General features: G+C 43.8%; 15 protein-coding genes and 1 rRNA gene. 1 reads left to right on the forward strand and 15 read right to left on the reverse strand.

Translation table 11 applies throughout. The features are described from left to right. From AC58QD_RS00005 to AC58QD_RS00050, 10 genes are all read right to left on the reverse strand, one after another. Positions 1–115, reverse strand: a 16S ribosomal RNA gene (locus tag AC58QD_RS00005); the annotation flags it as partial. Positions 116–533: 418 nt separating this feature from the next. Continuing rightward, the gene (locus AC58QD_RS00010) at positions 534–2,051 is read right to left on the reverse strand and encodes a malate:quinone oxidoreductase (RefSeq protein WP_497328704.1); all 1,518 of its coding nucleotides are present in this window, start codon (positions 2,049–2,051) and stop codon (positions 534–536) included. A 424-nt stretch (positions 2,052–2,475) separates the two neighbouring features. After that, positions 2,476–3,318 carry a KPN_02809 family neutral zinc metallopeptidase gene (gene ypfJ / locus AC58QD_RS00015; RefSeq protein WP_497328706.1) on the reverse strand — a complete coding sequence of 281 codons (843 nt, stop codon included), beginning with the start codon at positions 3,316–3,318 and terminating at the stop codon, positions 2,476–2,478. A gap of 222 nt (positions 3,319–3,540) precedes the next feature. Continuing rightward, on the reverse strand, positions 3,541–6,798 hold the full coding sequence (locus AC58QD_RS00020; protein WP_497328708.1) for a glycoside hydrolase family 44 protein: 3,258 nt from the start codon (positions 6,796–6,798) through the stop codon (positions 3,541–3,543). 432 nt (positions 6,799–7,230) lie between these two features. Next, positions 7,231–8,598, reverse strand: coding sequence for a fused MFS/spermidine synthase (locus AC58QD_RS00025; RefSeq protein WP_497328710.1), 1,368 nt, complete (start codon positions 8,596–8,598; stop codon positions 7,231–7,233). Positions 8,599–8,941: 343 nt separating this feature from the next. Further along, the gene (locus AC58QD_RS00030; RefSeq protein WP_497330022.1) at positions 8,942–11,365 is read right to left on the reverse strand and encodes a heavy metal translocating P-type ATPase; all 2,424 of its coding nucleotides are present in this window, start codon (positions 11,363–11,365) and stop codon (positions 8,942–8,944) included. Between the two features lie 64 nt (positions 11,366–11,429). Next, the gene (locus tag AC58QD_RS00035; RefSeq protein ID WP_497328712.1) at positions 11,430–11,627 is read right to left on the reverse strand and encodes a cation transporter; all 198 of its coding nucleotides are present in this window, start codon (positions 11,625–11,627) and stop codon (positions 11,430–11,432) included. A 38-nt stretch (positions 11,628–11,665) separates the two neighbouring features. Then, complete coding sequence (locus AC58QD_RS00040) at positions 11,666–12,286, reverse strand: nitrite reductase (RefSeq protein ID WP_497328714.1); 621 nt, start codon at positions 12,284–12,286, stop codon at positions 11,666–11,668. Between the two features lie 27 nt (positions 12,287–12,313). Next, positions 12,314–13,153: a DUF8832 domain-containing protein gene (locus AC58QD_RS00045; RefSeq protein ID WP_497328716.1), complete on the reverse strand. Its 840-nt coding sequence runs from the start codon at positions 13,151–13,153 to the stop codon at positions 12,314–12,316. Positions 13,154–13,302: 149 nt separating this feature from the next. Then, the gene (locus AC58QD_RS00050; protein ID WP_497330024.1) at positions 13,303–13,620 is read right to left on the reverse strand and encodes a metal-sensitive transcriptional regulator; all 318 of its coding nucleotides are present in this window, start codon (positions 13,618–13,620) and stop codon (positions 13,303–13,305) included. Positions 13,621–13,820: 200 nt separating this feature from the next. Here AC58QD_RS00050 and AC58QD_RS00055 point away from each other — a divergent pair, with 200 nt between their 5' ends. Further along, a complete protein-coding gene (locus tag AC58QD_RS00055) occupies positions 13,821–14,282 on the forward strand; it encodes a VOC family protein (protein WP_497328718.1) in 462 nt (153 codons plus the stop codon). Between the two features lie 252 nt (positions 14,283–14,534). Here the strand turns inward: AC58QD_RS00055 and AC58QD_RS00060 are convergent, their stop codons facing one another. From AC58QD_RS00060 to AC58QD_RS00080, 5 genes are all read right to left on the reverse strand, one after another. Then, positions 14,535–15,062: a hypothetical protein gene (locus tag AC58QD_RS00060; RefSeq protein WP_497328720.1), complete on the reverse strand. Its 528-nt coding sequence runs from the start codon at positions 15,060–15,062 to the stop codon at positions 14,535–14,537. A 236-nt stretch (positions 15,063–15,298) separates the two neighbouring features. Then, entirely contained in the window at positions 15,299–15,748 is a 450-nt protein-coding gene (locus tag AC58QD_RS00065) for an NUDIX hydrolase (protein ID WP_497328722.1), read from the reverse strand. 18 nt (positions 15,749–15,766) lie between these two features. Further along, positions 15,767–16,759, reverse strand: coding sequence for a S41 family peptidase (locus AC58QD_RS00070; protein ID WP_497328724.1), 993 nt, complete (start codon positions 16,757–16,759; stop codon positions 15,767–15,769). A 397-nt stretch (positions 16,760–17,156) separates the two neighbouring features. Beyond that, on the reverse strand, positions 17,157–17,825 hold the full coding sequence (locus AC58QD_RS00075) for an RraA family protein (RefSeq protein WP_497328726.1): 669 nt from the start codon (positions 17,823–17,825) through the stop codon (positions 17,157–17,159). A 46-nt stretch (positions 17,826–17,871) separates the two neighbouring features. Continuing rightward, positions 17,872–19,710, reverse strand: coding sequence for a hypothetical protein (locus AC58QD_RS00080; protein WP_497328728.1), 1,839 nt, complete (start codon positions 19,708–19,710; stop codon positions 17,872–17,874).

A 19,710-nucleotide genomic window follows, 5' to 3' on the forward strand; every position in this document is an offset into this window, starting at 1 on the left:
ACGTGTTACTCACCCGTCCGCCGCTAACCATTCCCGAAGGAATGATCCGCTCGACTTGCATGTATTAGGCACGCCGCCAGCGTTCGTCCTGAGCCAGGATCAAACTCTCCACATTATCCCAATAAAGGGGGTAGAAATTTGACTTGCTCTTAAAACGAGTCTAGCTATTGTAAAAGATCCGAAGACCTTTAAACTTGCACGTTCGTTGTTCAGTTTTCAAGGAACAATCTCGTTCCCAGCGTGTGTCTCTCTCTCGGCCGGAGTAACAATGTAACATGGAACACAACTGCATTGCAAGTGGAAATAAAATCCTGGAGCCTATCGTTATTTTCACCTGCCTCTAAAAAGCGTCGTAGTCTTTTTATCATGCCTGTTTTCAAAAAAAAAATAAAAAGGATTCGCATTTCTGCAAACCCCTGATTGAATGCCATAACCACGTCTATGGAAATCTGCACTAAATAACTGGAATCGATCGCTGTGCCATTAAATCTTCAACAGATTGCTGCCATCGTTCTCATATCAAAACTTGTTATTTATGATACAGTTCTGCGTGCAATCTGTAACGGCACGTTCTCGATTAGACCAAGCGTCCGCGCTGTTGAAGTATGAATTTCGTCGATAAGCTCTGGGTTTTTCAATAGTGACACGCCATAAGAAGGTATCATTTCTTTAACTTTCGGTTCCCACTCTTTCATATGTTGCGGGAAGCATTTTTTAATTACCTCAAGCATAACGTGAACAGCCGTAGATGCACCAGGAGAAGCACCTAGTAATGCTGCAATCGAGCCATCAGCGGCATTAATAACTTCCGTACCAAATTGAAGGGTGCCCTTGCCCCCAGCTTCAGTATCTTTGATAACTTGCACACGTTGGCCTGCTACTACTAAATCCCAATCCTCAATTCTGGCGTTCGGGATAAACTCTCGCAACTCTTCCATGCGCTTTTCTTTCGATAACATAACTTGCTCGATCAGGTATTTAGTTAAAGACATGTTTTTTGCACCTGCCGACAACATAGTTACGAGATTATCCGGTTTTACGGAAGTTACCAAATCAAACATTGAACCGGTTTTTAAAAACTTTGGTGAAAAGCCGGCAAACGGTCCAAATAGCAACGATTTTTTATTGTCGATAAATCTTGTGTCAAGATGAGGAACAGACATTGGAGGAGCTCCAACCTTAGCTTTGCCGTATACTTTTGCATGATGCTGCGCTACAACATCCGGATTCTTACACACCATAAATATTCCGCTTACCGGGAATCCTCCAATATGTTTTCCTTCAGGAATACCGGATTTCTGCAGTAAATGCAGGCTTCCTCCCCCGCCTCCGATAAAGACGAATTTTGCAGAATGGCGCTCAACGTTACCGCTGTCGTTACGTACTTTCAATTCCCACGAGCCGTCACTAGTACGTGTAATATTGTCAACGCTATGTTTGTATTTGATATCGACGTTTTTACTCTTTAAGTGGTCAAACAAAATGCGCGTTAAAGCACCAAAGTTGACATCAGTTCCAGAGTCAATTTTGGTTGCTGCTATAGGTTCATTAGATGGACGACCTTCAATAATAAGCGGAATCCATTCCATCAGTTTTCCAGGGTCATCGGAAAATTCCATCCCTTGAAACAGAGGATTATTTGACATCGCTTCAAAACGTTTCTTTAAAAACGTTACATTTTGTTCCCCTTGTACCATACTCATATGAGGCAATGGCATGATAAAGTCCTGCGGATTGCGTATTAGATTGCTGTTTACAAGATAAGACCAAAACTGCATGGAAAGCTGAAACTGTTCATTAATTTTGATAGCTTTGCTAATATCTATAGATCCGTCAGGTTTTTCGTTAGTGTAGTTAAGCTCGCACAGTGCCGCATGCCCTGTTCCTGCATTATTCCATTCGTTAGAGCTTTCCTCACCTGCATTTTCGAGCTTTTCAAACACTGTAATTTTCCATGCCGGTACTAATTCTTTCAGAAGTGTCCCTAAAGTCGCACTCATGATTCCGGCACCAATTAAGATGACGTCTGTTTTAGTTTCTCTGTTGTTCATTTTTACCATCCTTATACCCTGAAATTTGCAGAAAGGATGTAGGCGCTCCTGCTTAAGCGTCACACCAAGCCAAAGCGCGACCTAGTGACACACCTTTTCTGAATCAATAATAAACCTATCATAGTTTATCACTATTATTTATAGATTAAAATATTTATTTACTATATATATGATAGTTAAATCTATTTACAAGCTGTGACTATGTTAAATTATAACGTTTCTCAGTAAGAGGAGCAATATTAATGATTATGTACAGCCCAGGTTACAACATTGACTCTTGAGTAACACTTCCTTTCAATCTCTACTTAAAAGGATTTTTCAAAATGATGGCAAGTGATTCTCATCTTCCTGTTTAGAAAAAAACATCGCCAACAAAGTGGCGATGTTTTAACTTAAAAACGAAAATATTGTCAGCCTGGTCCCCTTATAGATTTAAAGCATTAAAAGTATCGCCGTCCTTTAAGTTGCCAGATTGATAGCCTTTATTAAACCAACGCTTCCTCTGCTCGGATGTCCCGTGAGTGAAGCTATCTGGCACAACATATCCCTGGGTTTTCTTTTGGATGCTGTCATCCCCTACTGCGCTAGCAGCAGTCAAAGCTTCCTCAATGTCCCCTTCTTCGAGCACATCCATTCCCTGAGCATGGTGGGCCCACACACCTGCCAAATAGTCGGCTTGCAATTCAAATCGAACCTGATATTTATTATACTCCGTCTCACTAAGCTTCGAACGGTAAGACGCTAACTGCTCCGTAGTTCCGAGCAAAGTCTGCACATGGTGTCCAACTTCATGAGCAATAACATAGGCCATTGCAAAGTCGCCTGGTGCTTGAAATTTGTTTTGAAGCTCTTGATAAAAGCTCAGATCAATGTAAAGTTTGTAGTCTCCCGGACAATAGAAGGGCCCCACGGCTGAACTGGCTGAACCGCAAGCGGACTGCACAGTGCCAGAGTACAATACTAGAACCGGATTCTTGTATTCCATACCTTCCTTACGGAATACGTCTGCCCATACCTTCTCTGTATCTGCCAGAACGACTGAGACGAATTGGGACACTTCCTTCTCCTGAGCGGTTTCCTGGTAAGGAGCGTTGCTAGAGCCTGTATTCTGCAGGTCATTCAGCAGGTCCCCCGGATTGCCGCCAAGCAAAGTCATGATAAGAACTATAATTAAGCCGAGCCCGCCACCAACACCGGCGATCCCTCTTCCGCCCATTCCTCTACGGTCCTCAACGTTAGCACTTCCCTGTCTGCCTATCCATTTCATAGTTTCTCCTCCTCGGGTAACTGTGTCTGCATAGACGGTGGTTATATTATTAGGGTTATACCCGAAGTTGCAAAAGTTCAAACGAGCCCAAAGAACTCGATGGCGGATTTTGCAGCTGAAATTTCTGGAAACACAAAAGACACTCTAGAGCAAAAATGCTTAAGCGAAGCGAAAAAAGCGGCCTTCAGTCGATGACTGCAAGCCGCTTTTTGACCTTAATTCTTATTCTGCACTTAGAACGATATGGCAAACAGTCAATTCCGGGATGTTATACGAAAAAGAATTGTCTCTGATTTCTATGATCGGATCCAGCTCCTTGATTTGATCACTGCTGCCGTCAAATGCCCAGACTCGCGCCGATTTATATGCCGTACTACCGGAAATTTTCAACAATGCGTTCATGTCGAATTCATTATTTTTGTTCATGACGATCAAGTGCAGCTTGTTGTCGCTATCTTGGGATATTGACCCATAAACAGAGCTGTTCTCAATATCTGAAGATTCAGCTTTGACGGTCGTGTCCCCGAATTTTGCGCCGCTGCCGTCATAGTTCGTATAGAGTTTAAAAGCTGAAGAAATGTAAGTCGATGCTGTCACCCCGCCCGTCATTCTCCAGAAATTCGCATCCTCTACGCCGTATTTTCCGAAAATGCCAAGTACATCCGCCTGTGCGACGCCGCCATAGATGTTGTTCTCCCCGCCGAAATTGTACTCGGTAAATGCAATTTTAGTATCCGGATAATAAGAGTCGATTGATTGCTGCATCCTTGGAATCAGCGGGAAAAACTCACTGTAAAAGTCAAACAGCCAATTGTTCGACTCCGAGTAGCTCGGATCCCAAAGCTGGCGAGGCGCCTGCACACGTGCTTTATTCGTTTCCAAATTGTCGTTCGAGCGGTAATCCTGAATTCGGTAGCCTCCTGCGGTCGTCTCTGGGTACCAGTGAATATCCAAAACGTCCAGAAGCCTCTTACCTCCGTTTTGGGCAGCTTCCATCCGGAATTGATCCAAATAATAATCGAGGTACCATGCATAATTACCCTGAAGCGTACTCCAATCGGGGGCACCGCGCATGTTGTACATATCATCGAAGCCAAATGTGACCGGCCCGTATATTTTGGCGTAAGGGTCCACCTTCTTAACTGCTTTTGCCAACGCAATACCTTTATTCAGCACTTCTTCCGCTCCTGGAGGCTGAGGATGCATGTACTTATGCGTCTTCGACCAAATTCCGGGCTCGTTATCTATTTCATAAGCTTTAATACCAGTCGGAGTGCTCGCATTGCCGTACTTGGTGACCAAGAAGTTCACCAGTTCATCCATATATACTGCATTGTCGTTCAGATTCGGTGTTGCATCGAATGGCGCTCCTTTTTCCGGCTTCACCTCCACCCATCTCGGAGACGGAGCCATCTCGGCCTCGGTTACATAACCGTTCGTATCCCTTGCCACGTAGCCGGCTGCTTGAAGAGTAGCGATTGTATAGGCGCCTCCGGCTAACGACTTATCGTGAAAACCTGTAATGCCGACACCTGGCTTCGTCGTTGTATCTTCGCTCCAGGGGACGCCGCCGTAGAAATGTGCGACATATGAATCGCTGTGGAAGCCTTCATCATCACCGGAATTCGAAGCGTTGTTTTCCCAATTGTAACTCGTAAGGCGATTGCCGCCTATGCGTCGGGAGGTCCAGCCTTCCGTATCCGTCAAATCATCATTCGTACCATAAATATAGGGGCTGATTGGAGCCCGCTCTGCTGTAGTGTCTACTGTAAAATGCACGTCAAAAGTACCTGACGGGGTTTTGGTCGTGTTTTGTGTCAATAGCGTGCTCCACTCACCTTTTGTGGAATCTTCGTACGCCCGCACCCTGTAAGTGTGCAGGGAGCCCGGCAGCAACCCATCATGCGTGTAAGACTTATTCACACCATTGTTCAGCACGCTGCCGTCTGCTTCAATGTCATATCCCGTTATAACAGCATCAGGCGCTTCCCATGAAATGGTAATGCTGGTGTCCGTTTTTTGCAATTTAAGATTTACTGGAGCAGGGATGTTTTGCAGCCCAGTCGTTTTTACAGAAAGTGGCGCACTCCAGACGCTTTCGCTTGCTCCGATCTTAGTTTTCAATTTGTAAGTATGTCTAGTACCTGATTTCAACCATTCTTGCGTATAGGAAGTACCAGTCACTTCGAACGACTTCCCATCAGCATATACTAAATAGCCAGTAGCACCCTCAATGGGCTCCCACGATAAAGTAATGGCCGTATCGGATGGAGAAGCGACAATATGGGATGGAAATGCTGGAATATCGAGCAATGCCGGCTCGTTGCCATGAATCAAAGCACCGGACAAATAAGCGGTAACCGAGCTACTATAGACAAGCTCCGACGATTTGTTAAACGAGTAGTCGTTTGTCTGGTTGAAAGCCGACCAGTCACTCTTATTAATCCAAGTATTGATTTGGACAAAAGAACCAGCAGCAAGAACTCCGGACTCCCCGGCGAAGCTAAATTCCACATAATGATCGGCGTTACCAGCCGGGATAGGCATTTTCACGAATCGGACATTCGTCTGCGGTGCTGAGCTCCAAAATCCGGCAGACAGCGGAGTACCCTCACCTTCTAGCGTAAAATAGTATCGTAACTTAAGCTGCTCTAGCGAGATCGGTTGATTGCCCGTATTATGGATGGCAAAGTTTGGCCCTAACATAGAGGAAGAGCTCTCCGATCCTGTCTGGAGCTTTATTTTTATTTTATCGGAAGGAACGGTTGGATCGGGTTTAGTCTGAGCTGTGATGGTTGGACTCCAAGCACTGATTTCATCGGTGTTTTTAGCGCGTACCCGGTAGGTATGCATGGTTTCCGGGAGAAGACCTGAATGCTTGTAGGAGGTTGAATACACGGCACCGATTACAGAACCATCAGTTTCCACCTCGTAGCTGGAAGCTTCATCAACTGCACTCCATGTCAAATCAATGGAGTTGATTTCAGGGATTGCATTCAAACCGGTTGGAGCCTGAATCGATTGCTCCTGGCCGTTCCCGCTTACTTGGATGTAAGCCGCTGCTGAAAACCACTCATTGATATTAGAATTCCACCCGGCCCCGAAAATCCCAAGACTGACTATATATTTACCTTCAGAAATAGTAGCTGGCACATTCCAGACAACAGGTACTATTGTGGGTTCATTAGCCGTCACGTTGATCTGATCGACCACGATTTGGCCTACTCGTTTGTACGAGGAATCGAAAACTTCCACATCTACCAAGATCGATTTCGGCTCAGTTGACTTAACGTTTACCTGAATCGTAACACTCGACCCTGGAACTACCGCAGCCGGGTTGGCCGTCGCCGAGGCAGTGATTACCGCATTTGCTTGTGATTGGTTTGGCATAGCCACTAAACCAATGCTGCTAAGCAGCATAAACCAAGCTGTTACAAACGCAATTAGACGGATTTTATTTGCTTTGAATAATAAGTTCATACCTTGTCATTCCACTCCTTAGTTTGTGCTTTATCTTTTTGTTTTAATGGGGGGCCCTATCCCACGAGAGCCATTTTATCATGAATTTTCCAAAAAAAATGTTTCAAACTTAACACTTCCGAAATTTTATTTTTGATTATTTATGTATTCTCGTAATATTATTTCGGAATTATCTGAAAATAGGACATGGCATCCGATTCAACAAGTCGCTAGAGTCGATATTCTTTTACATAGACTCATAGCCTTGGGTGATAGCCTCATTATTAAGCATAAAAGGATAGGCTTGAAACAAAATGGCTCCGCAGATGACTTGATCATCTTGCGGAGCCATTTTGTTCGCACATAAGGTTACGGCTTAACAATACGCGACGATTTAATAGGAACGTAGGCTTGCATTGTGGTTAACCAACTGGGGATGACCATCATTTTGTCTTAGTTCAGGTTCGGAAAACGTGGTGATGAATCTGTTATCAGTTCGCCTTCCTCAAGCTTCACTTCATGATAAAGTGATAATTGGGGAGACTCAATTCGCAATGCGCTTGCGACCAAAATTATATTTTGCGAATCTTGGGAATCAGGCTCAAGCGTGTACGCACTCACGAAAGAGTACTGCTCCTTTAATGTTCTGAACATCGCATTTACCAATTGGTCACCTTTTGTTGCTCCAATCGCATTCGTTATGACATAACCGTTCGGCTTCAATTTTTCTCTAGCAATTTGGAAGAATTCTTTCGTTGTGAGATGGAATGGTATGCTATCGGCACTAAAGGCATCAAGCAAGATATAGTCGTATTTTTGATCGGGTTCGTTCACGAGCAACCGCCGGCCATCCGACACGACAACGTTATCGGGTTGATACCCAAAATACTGTTTGCTCACCTTCACCACTTCAGGATCAATTTCAGCCACCTTAAAGCGTTTGTCCGAGTTTTTATATTTATTTGCTATGGTCCCTACCCCGTGTCCTATCATAAAGACATCTTTGAAGTCAGGGTTATATTGCTCCAACATTTCGAGTTTTGTTGCAATATAGGAAAACAATATACGGTCGGGATTGTTTAAGTCAATTGCACCTTGAATCAACTTATCCGAGAATTGCAGGATACGGAAGTTACCTTGTTCACCCTCATATTGGTTTGTATCAATAACGAATAGGTCATGGTATGGGCTCGAACGTTTTTCAATTAATCTGGCCCCGTCTTGCACAGGATCACTGATCGTAATGAAAGGTAACACACAGGCTAAGGCGATTGGGACGATTTTTACCGATAAACGCTTGTTGTCATTCCAATCGTAAACAATCAAAGATACGACGAGCATAAGCGTAAGCGTGCAAATGACACCTGGAATTGATGCATAAGGAATGATGATAAACGTTGTGAGCAGTGTACCAAAAATACTGCCCAAAGCCGAGCAGATATGTAAGCTTCCGATCCTTCGTCCGTTATACTCAATATCCAGCCCTTTTTTGGTCAGCGCCGGGATCACCGCACACAAAAAAATGGTGGGCACTACAAACAGGACAGTCGCTGCTAACAATAAAGGTAAATGCCCTGGCAAATTCTTAAGCAGCGGAAAGACGACTTTCGCCATGATCGGAACCGTTGCTAAGGACACTGCTGCAATAGCAAGAGTGAGTTTGATTTTAGTAGCACTTGTGTTGGAATCCGAGATTCTTCCGCCAAACCAATAACCCAACGTGGAACCAATAAGAAAAAAAGAAATGACAGCTCCCCAAGTATAAATGGTGTTTCCGTACTCAGGGGCAATTAGGCGCATCCCCACGATTTCAAAGCTCATGAAGACAAAACTGGTTATAAAAACAAGACAGTAATATAAAAAGAGCAATGTACAGTCCACCTTTGTGAAATGATATACAAATGAATAAGGAGTAGATCCTCTTTCAAGAGACCCAGAGCTTAAAAAACACCCCAAACGAGCTGGCGCGCAGCAGGTGTGGAGTGCATCCCCATTGTCAATTATTCATTTCAATAGCCTTAGCATATAAAAGTCCATGCCGTTATGTCAATATTTATGACCTAGGGTAACTCAGCTGACAGCTCCTTGAAGGTAAGATCTAGTTTAGAATGTATATCAAAAAAAAGAAGACCCATCGTTCTAGTCTTCCTTCTACTTAATGCTTTTAAAGTTTAATTTTTTGCAGTCTTAACGCGTTTAATACAACGGATACAGAACTTAAGGCCATTGCTGCTCCTGCTAACCATGGGGCCAAAAAGCCCAGTGCAGCAATAGGTATGCCGATGACATTGTAGGCCAGCGCCCAAAACAAGTTTTGTTTAATGTTGGCCATCGTTTTCTTGCTCATAAATATGGCATCTGGAATGCTTGTTAAATCACCGCGCATGAGCGTAACATCAGCGGCCTCCATTGCCACATCTGTACCTGTTCCGATTGCCATCCCGATATCAGCAGTTGCCAGTGCGGGCGCATCGTTGATCCCGTCTCCAACCATTGCTACCTTTTTACCTGCATCCTGCAGCTTCTTTACCTCAGCAGCTTTACCCTCCGGTAGTACTTCTGCGAGAACTTTATCGATCCCCGCTTGTGCCGCTATGGCATTGGCAGTTCGTTCATTGTCTCCGGTAATCATAATCACATCGATTCCAAGCTCTTTCAAGCGATGCACGGCTTCTTTGGATGTTTCTTTGATCGTATCTGCTACGGCAACCATGCCGGCATAGACCCCATCCATAGCGACCAACATCGTCGTCTTGCCCGATTCCTCTAAACGGTTCATGGTGTCAAAAGCAGACTCCGCTTGAATATTATACTTGGCCATCAACTTGCGTGTACCGATGAGCAGTTCTTTGCCTTCTACAACAGCTCGTATTCCAAAACCCGGGATAGCCTCAAAATGTTCGGCAGAAGGAATTTCAATGCCTTGATCTTTGATACCCGCCACAATCGCTTCGGCCAGCGGATGCTCGGAATTTTTTTCTGCAGCTCCTACGTATCTCAAAAGCGTAAGCTTCTCAACACCGTCTGCAGGAAGTACATCTGTAAGCTCAGGTTTGCCTTTTGTTACCGTACCTGTTTTGTCCAAAATTATGGCTTCTACCCGGTGTGTCGCTTCCAGGTGTTCTCCGCCTTTAAAGAGAATCCCTAACTCCGCTGCACGGCCTGAACCTGCCATAATGGATGTCGGTGTTGCGAGCCCAAGTGCACAAGGACAAGCTATAACAAGAACTGCAATTGCCTTTTCCAGGGCGCCTGTGAAGCTTCCCGGATCAACAGCGAAATACCAGACGAGGAATGTAACGACAGCTATTCCTACTACGATAGGGACGAAAATGCCTGAAATCACATCTGCTACTCGTTGGATAGGAGCTTTAGATCCTTGTGCTTCCTCCACCACTTTGATGATTTGAGCCAGGGCGGTTTCTTTACCGACCTTAGTCGCTTTAATGCGGAGAACCCCGTTTTTATTAATCGTAGCACCGATTACGGTATCGCCTACGCGTTTTTCTACCGGGATACTTTCACCTGTCAGCATCGATTCATCCACTGCTGAGACACCTTCTACGACTCCTCCGTCAACCGGTATTTTTTCGCCAGGCTTCACAACGACGATATCCCCGGCCACAACATCTTCTACCGGTATGATCAACTCTTCAGCGCCGCGAATCACCAGAGCGGTCTTTGCTTGAAGGCCCATTAATGTTTTGATAGCTTCGGAAGAACGACCCTTGGCGAGGGCTTCAAACACTTTTCCAAGAAGGATTAACGTGATAAGTACGGCACTTGTTTCATAATAAAGCTCTACTTGATGGTGACCCTGTCCCCCCAAAGTTTGAAACGTTACATAAAGACTGTAAAAATACGCCGCGGATGTTCCAAGTGCAACAAGCACATCCATATTGGCACTGCCGTTTCTAAGAGCCTTATAAGCCCCTACGTAAAACTGTTTTCCAATCACAAATTGTACAGGAGTAGCTAAAGCCAGCTGAAACCAGGGATTCATAAACAAATCGGGCAACCAGATGAATGAAGTAAATGAAAAGTGACTGACCATGGCCCACAACAGCGGAAATGAAAGAACGGCGGAAACGATCAACTTGCGCTTCTGTTTTTTGATTTCCTTAATCCGGTGATCCCCGTTATCTTTTTGTTCTTGCTTCGGAGCCGCTTTATATCCGAGCTGCGCCACTTTTTTCATCATATCTTCAGCAGACACGCGGGTCGGCGTATATTCTACATGAGCGGTTTCCAACGCAAGATTGACTGTTGCTTTTCCTACACCCGACAGCTTATTCAGCCCCTTCTCGATGCGGGTAGCGCAGGCAGCGCAGGTCATGCCGGTAATTTGAAATTCAATGCTTTCCTTTACCGTGTCGTATCCGAGCGATTGAATCTTATTTTCCATTTGTGTTAAATCCGTTTTGGCTGGATCAAATGTAACAGAAGCCTGCTCAAGAGCAAAATTCACTGTCGCATCAGCGACACCTTCCAGTTTATTCAATCCTTTTTCAATCCGGTTTGCACAAGCTGCACAAGTCATACCAGTAATTTGCAAAGTAGTTTGTTGTTGTTGTTCTATGGCTTGCATCTTTTCCATTTCTAACTCCTCCATCCGATAACCCAACTCAATATTACTCGCTGTTAACTACTTCTTACACAACATCATACCCTTGTTCTTCGATGGCCTCTTTGATCTTATCTAACTCCAGATTATCATCGTATTCCACGGTAACAGAACCAGAAGTCAAGTCTACATTGCCCTGAGCCCCAATAGTTTTTAAAGCTTCTTCAATAGAATTCACGCAATGTTGGCAAGACATTCCTTCAACTTTTAATATAACGTTATTCATTGTTCATTCCTCCTGAGAATAGGTTGAATAAGCCTTTCTTAAACCATGATTTGCTTTAAAGTTTCCAGTGTTATGCGGTCAACAAACTTACTGAACTTTTCTTTACCTTTAGCATGTTCTTTATAATAAGCTATGATTTTAGTAACAACTTGCACGATCTGCTCCTCAGCGACTCCAGACAAAAGCAACTTCGCGAACGAAGCCTTAAGGCCCTTAGGATCACCGCCAACATAGATATCGAATGTATTCTTCATTTTTACAACTCCAATATCTTTGAGCAGCGGCTCACTGGTACCGAGCGCACAGCCTGCATAGCCTACTTTGATAGGAGTTGGAGTTTCAATTCCAACGATTGCTTTATTCAATATACGTGCTGTCAATAAACCGGCTTCTTCAGCCCCCTTACAGAAATTGCAAGCGATAAGCCTTTTTACGGTAAATCCTGACGGGTAAACCCCCAATCCAGCCTTTTCAAGATTTTTCTTTACATCTTCGACTCGATCTTGTTCGATTTCTATATACAGTTGTTGGAAAGGAGTCATTTCAATCTTGCTGTTCGGACCAGCTAAAGTCCCAATCATAGCTAATTGCTCTGGAGTAAACAAACTTCCCCCAACTTGAATGGATGGTGAAACGGCTATCTTTGTTTTCTCTCCCATGATTTCTTCCCTCCAGCTTGATCTCCGTTATTTTATTTCAACTGTAAAAGGAACTGTAAAAACCTCTCCCTTGTGCTGGAACTGTCCCCAAATCTTATATACTCCGCTTTTCGGGAATGATGTTCCGAATTTGGCATCCGGCCCCTTCGCTTTTTCCTCCAATGGGTGTACGTGCAAATACTCATTGGCATCTTGAGATATAATTACCACGTGACCTACAGCACCCAGATACTGCTCCAGATTTTGAATGCCTTGCTTGGTTTGAGCATCCCGTATATTAAAATTCAAGTTCACATCTTGATTCGGTTTAGTTCCGCTTAGTTGGAGTTCTATTTCTTTGCTCGCTACTTGTTTGACCATTTTAGTGTCGGGTTTCAATGAAACATGTTCTCCTGCTTTCCCTTCTACATTCACCATTTCGCTTTTAGTAACGGTTGAGCCATTCATTGGGGCGAAATCAGCAAATAATTTGTACTTGCCACCTGATGGAAACTGGGTTTTTATTATGAAATTTCCATCCCCCTTGTACTCAGGATGAATATGGTTAAAGTATCCTAAATTGTCATCAACGATAATGAGATGCAGAAGCTTTTCATGAGTCTCCTTAAACTGTTTGACCGGATTTCCTTTATCATCCGTTATTTGAATCTTTAACTCCGTGTCTTCGTTTGCTTTTGTTTGTCCGGCGGGGAGAATGAACTTTGCAAGTAAGTTATCCGGTTGTGCCTGTTGTGAACTTTCAGGTCCTCCTTTGTGTTGATCATGCCCAGAACCATGATTCATTCCTTCTTTAGAGCTTGTGTTGCCACAAGCAGAAAGCAAGCTTGCAGCGAGTATAACGGACAAAATAACCGCAATGTTTTTCATTTGTTCTCTCCATTTCTTCGGATAATGTTATTATTTGACTATAGAATACCCCACTACCCTATATTAAGTCAATAATTATTTAGTATACCCCTGTACCCTATAGTTGATTAGATTAAAAAAACATCATTTCTGATGTTTGTTCTGTACGATTATTTCAAGATCCTATTTATAGTTGTCATTAATTCCTCGATGACCTCTGTATCTCCCTCATTGATTCTTTCGACCACACAGCTTTTCAAATGATGTTCCAGCAGCAGCTTTCCTACTCCATTTAATGCTGCTTGTATGGATGAAATTTGGTTCAATATATCATCGCAATACGCGTCCTTTTCAATAAGTCCCTGTACTCCTCTAACTTGTCCTTCGATGCGCTTCAATCGATTCGTAAGACTGGATTTGACTTTATCGGAATGATGGCTTTTACGTCCTGTGCCATCAGTAGTACATAGATGAGTTTCTTCGTCCAGAACGTTACCGTGAATATCTTTATCCAATGAGTATCCCTCCCTTTTATTTTCTACTATACCATACGTGTATATGTGCCTCAATTTTCGGTCTGTATGTTTGACCGAATAAGGCCATATTGAGCAAAAAAGGAAAATGATGGTTGGATGTAGAAATTATATCAAGTTTGTTTTAAAAGTCTGTGAGAAGAGAAGGTGGACAAATGCAAGTAAACGAAGAAAGAAAAGTGGAGGAAAAGTTGGAAGACATCACTGGCATGACTTGTATTTACGTTCCAGTGAGTGACGTCTACGAGTCGATTAAATGGTATCAAAAGAATTTAGGGTGCCAACCAGCCAACAACCATCGTGTTGAGCCTGGGATGGGGATGGCTATCTTAAGATTTCCTGATTCAAAAGGCAACCCTCATGGGCCTACTGGGGCTGTTCCAGCGCTTTTCCTTCACAAGTCGGGGGAAGAAGGCGGTCGATTAGGCTTTTCATGGACATCGGACGGAGGTAAACGTCATGCCGTGGCGTGCTTCATAACTCCTCGTATCCAAGAGCTGTACGAACGCTTTAAGGAAAACGGCGTGAACATCCTAGGCGAAATACGGCAAACATGTGGTCCAAACTTACAGTTCTATGACCCTGACGGTAACCTTTGGGAAATATGGCAACCTTAATTTTTTAATTAACAGAAAACAATCGTTCAAAATTAACCGCCAGTGTTAGGGTGGTTTTCTTTTGGTCAGAAATCAACATTCAAGAATAATAGAGCCTTCTCCCCAATAGGAAGTCATTCCCCCAGCAGAAAATTGACCAAAAAACATAAATAAACATGATCGTCGACATCCTCAGTCATAAAAACGATCCCGATTGTTTGTCGATTATTAGTTATTTTCTTAGTTTTCGCCAAACAAGGAAAATCATCGTTCCTACCCCAACTCCAATAACTGCAAACCAAATAATGGATGTGTACGGTAGAGTTCACCTACAAGATTTACATGTTCAGTTGGCACTTTACCTTCACCTAATATAGCTAGATCCTCTTGCGCTTGATCCAATACATTCGTCCGATTGCAAATTATGGTAACTAGAAGTTCTTTGTCTCCGTACATCGTCGATGGATGGGCATAGACTAAATATTCCCTACCTTCTTCAAAATGAAATCCACAATCCCCTCCACCGCTTCCCGTGTGAATAATGATTTGAGATTCTGATCCACCTTTCCAAATATGGCTCACCTCGAATAGTGCAGCTTTCGTCATACTTCCATTGAAGTTCCTTTGCTCCTTCACTTCAAGGACACGACCAGCAAAAACTGCTTCCGAACGAGTGAATTCAGCTTCGACAGTTAGGGGTTGAGCACATGAACAAGCATAGACTGTAGAAGAAATGAAGATCGTCATGATACTTAAAACTAGACATGACTGCAAAATCAACATTATTATTTTTCTCATCATATATTTCCTTCTTCTCGGTGAGATAAACAACTCAACAATTATTAAACGCTCCGATGTTACCATATGTTTCAATCATTTCTAGCAGTCACCCCTTCTGCCCGTTAATGATAAAAAGCCGCCTTACGGCAGCCCAATGCATTATTTAATGTAGTGAATTAATGAGCGTATTAATTTCAGAGTCTGGGTCCTTCATTTCTTTTAGTTTCAACGCAAATCACGAAAACGCGGTGGCAAAGCTAAGTATCCTCTTCTAGAAGTTCCCCCGACAATATCCCTGCTCTTCTGATTACTTCTATTCGTTCCTGTCTTCCCTCAATTTTCTTTATCATGTCGATAGCTGTTTTAAAATTCGTAATCACGTATCCTGTTGTTTCAAAACCGTTCGGAATTTCTACAAATTGCTCCACCTTAACTAAATAATATAGCCTATACGCGTCGAATTCTTTCCAATACCAACTTGCGAAGAGTGTTTTTTCTTCTGACAATATTAAACCTGCTTCTTCCATAACCTCTCTATCGAGGCCATCAAAAATTGATTCGTCCTTAGCTAATCGTCCTCCGATTGTTGTTAATACTTTTTCTTCCTTATCCCAGACCATTACTAAGTTCCCATTATCTAAGATTGGAACACAATGTACTCCGCCAATAACTTTATTAGCTGGCAACTCAGTGATAAATTCTAGCATTCTACTTTCCTCCTTTCTTCAGGAAACAACTTCTTTCTCGAGTGTTTGTTTTATTTCATCCACTAATCTTTCATATCCTGAGATTGGCTTGTCCGATAGACGCTTCAGTTCACTTTCAAGAAGAGTTGTGTATGTAACACCGAATGCTTCGTCTTGTGGAACTTCGATATCAGGTTGAACTCCCACTCCCTCCCAATTGCCTTTAGTAACTGGGTTTATTGCACGACCATTAGGGATAAACATTTCAAAATCCCTGTTTATTCTGTGCATTTGTCCTGGGTGAGCCCCTCCTCCAGTACGTTCCCCTACAACAATTGCACGACCAATTGATTGTAAGTTGTAAGTAAACTCCTCAGCAGCTGAAAATGTCTTCCGGCTCGTTAATATGTACAATGGCTTAGTACCACCGAATCTCTTTCCAGGGACATAGGGTAGACTCCAAAACTGCTGAGTTTCACCATTTTTTCTCCAATAGAGATTATTCAAATGCGTTGGGGATGGTTCTAACAAATAGCTTGAGAGGAATGCTACCATATACGGAGATCCACCAAAATTATTCCGTAAATCAATTATCATGCAGGATGTGTTTGCAAGGAACGTCATTGCACTTGATACCGTTTCGCCAGCAAGTTCGGGCGGCATAAATGCTTGAAATTCCAAAAATCCGATATTCCCTTTTAACCGCTCGATTTTGGTGAATCCGTAGTTATCCAACCTCATCATTGTTAAGAACTTATCGTGATGTATCTTATTATCTTCCTGAGTATTCTCGACCTGAGGTTCTTCCATTCTATACCGTATTTGTAAATGCTTATCCTGAGAAATGCCCTGTAACTGTGATGTTAACAGTTCTGCAAACGATGATAGGTCTTTAAAATCATCGTATTCGTTGTTATTTAATCGTTGGGTAAGTTCATTTTTTATGATTAGAGCTGTTTCAGGAAATACATAATGCTCCATTAGTAATTTTGTTATCGCTATTATAGTAGCCGTCTTAAAGTCGTGGTCCATAATCTTCCCTCCTGTGAATATTATCCAAATGAGTCTACCACTAATTTCTATACTCCTGATGTTTATTCCTTTTATTGAAACTCGTGATTTAACGAAATAACGAGCAGGTTGCCTTGTCCGGCAATCTGCTCGTTAATATGATTTACTGTAGGCCATGAATCATTATCCTATTATTCAAGGTCAAGGACATGTGGTTAATGAGCCGTTCCAATCGCCGCCACCCGTATCATTTTCTCCGCTGCCAAAGGTTCCGTAGAATAAATTTCCCTGAAATTCCATTTTAAAATATCCTTTTCTTCCCCATGTATCCACCCACTGTCCACGCAGCAGATTGCCTCAAAACGTGGCGTAAGGGATATCGGTTCGAAGATCGGGACTTGTGACGGGTCCATGAAGGTTATAGCACCCCATATTTTTCATAGACTTCCCGAAGCAGCTTTCCTTCCAGAAGCTCCCTGCGTGTATGGTTTTCTCTTTCGACCTTCAACATCGCCATCTCTACGGTTTGCTCAAATATAGCCACAGGAATGACAGCCACCCCGTCGTTGTCGGCAAAGATGACATCCCCCGGATGTACTGGCACGCCTCCTACGACAACTGGGCAATCGTAGTCGATCACAAGGCCCCTTCCCTTGGAATCGACTGGCTTGCAACCGGTACAGAAGACGGGAAAGCCCATCTCCATTATTTTCTTCGTGTCTCGGATCAGCCCTTCCACGATGGCTCCCCGGCCTCCACGCATACGAGTCGCAGTCGACAGCAGTTCTCCCCATATTCCATTATTCTGGGATTGGTTGGTGCATACGACGGCGACCTCGCCCGGCTTAATGCTGTCGATGGATTGGATTTCCGTTTCATACGGATTCTCATGGGTGTGATACACATCGACTGCCAATATCGTTTTGGCGCGGCCCACAATGATCATTTCGCTCGAAAGCGGACGTATTTTCTCATTCATCGCTTGGTTCCGATATCCTAATTCATCCAACGTATCGCAGATGACTCCCGTGTATAAATGTTTCTCCATTAGCTGGAACAATTCTGCGTCCTTTAAGCCTCTCATCATAGGCAAGACCTCCTTCTCTCGTTAGCCACCTCGTTCTCTTGCTAGTCTATATTTGTGCTTCAAGCTTGCCACTGGCCGCGTATAGAATCTCGACCTGATGTCTGCCCTCCGGAATGTAACAAAAGGCCCGATCGATGCCATTTTGTTTGCGGATGACGCAGCTGCGCTTTTCTCCGTCGATCACGTAATTCAGTTCTTCTCCAATCTGCGCAAGAACAGGCATTTTCACAAATACGCCATTCGCGCTGGCGGTTTGAACCGTAAAGCTGACGGATTCTACTTTTCCATGGTCCGAATGGTTAATCGCATAATACTCAATATTGGTCTCGGATCGTTCATTCCACCATAAACAGAGTTGATCGGTTGAGTAGTGCAGGGCTTTATACTGCTTTTCACCGATATAACGCAGAATCTCCTCAATAGCCGGCAGGCAGTTCTCGTTCCATCCATCGCCCGCAATGTAAATTGGGTGCAAGAATACGTTCATTGTCCAGTTAAAATGGCTAGCACGGTCTAGTGCCTGTTGGATTCTGCGGACATCTTCATCACGTGTCTCGTCATATATTCGCGGCTCATAGAGGGCGATCGGGATATAAGTGTATGGAATCCTCCTATTGCCGTGCTCGTGATCGTCATATACGAAATGGGGGTATACTGTGCCGAATCCAAAACCCAGCAAATTAATAGGATTATAAGGAGGAGTAAAAGAATGAGCGCGGGAATTGTCACCCTTCACCCCGTAGTTAGAAGCCCAACGTGCCTGCTCCACCCAACCGGTATGTGTCAAATAATGATTTACGGTTGCAATCGGAATTTCACCGAACGCTGCCACATACTGATCCAATTGCTCTCTCACGTCGGCCTCGGTGAAATGATTATGGGGCGTGGCAAAATCATAATGCAGCGACAAGCTGTGCCCATTGTTCTGGATCGCTCTGTATTCTTCAGCACTGATGGCAAATTTGCCTTCCTTATCTGGCATGATATTCATGTGATAACCGAGCCCTTTGTCCTTCATATAATTGGAGGCTTTCACCTGAATGCCGGGCGTGCACTCGTCGTCACCGCCGTAATGCAGAAGCATATCCGGAACCGAACCGTCCGCAAATGGTGGAAGCTGATGGACGACCGGCTGGGGAATCTCCGTCAATACCCTTTCTATGAACTGCAACCAATAATCCGCATAAGGAACCTCCAAACTGATAATTCGGCCAAGTGCAAGAGAATCTCCGACCCGATAGTAGCCGTCGCCGTCAATATCTCTAACTACTGGCCTTCCCTGATGCATCGTCCAAAGGGTTTGCAGTAGGTCAAAGGTGAAGTAATACGTCTTCCCCAGACCGATATTGCGTTTCACAATCGCTTCGCAGCCTAAGTTCTTCTGAACGGCATCGAACAATGTACCGAGACTTTCGCCGCCTTCCACCTCCACGATCTCGACGTCAGAGATGATGGGAAGCTTCGCTCCTTCATAGGAATAATGCGGATCGGCATTGATCCCGTCAATGGAATTGAAGCGGTAATAGGCAGAAACGGTAAATTCATCGTCGGGCTGCTTAAGTGTCCTAATGCGTTTAATCCCGAACAGATCGTCCGCATCTTTCGTAACAAAGCCAAGCAATACGCCCCCTGCTGCGATCCAACGTTGCAAGAGCTGCTTGCTTTGGTGGTTCAGATTGAAATCGCCGACAATAATATACTTATATGCAGAGAGGGTCTCATCATTTTCGAGATCGATTAGGGAAATTTCGGACGGCCGCAGCCCCATTTCATCGAACATTTCCCCCACGTATTTATACCAATAATTGTTACCCGTGCGATTGGCTTCCTTACAAAGCGCTTCTTCATAAACATAGGCGGTTAATGAAACTTGTTGAGTTTTCAT

This window comes from Paenibacillus sp. J2R1T-4, from assembly GCF_059692235.1.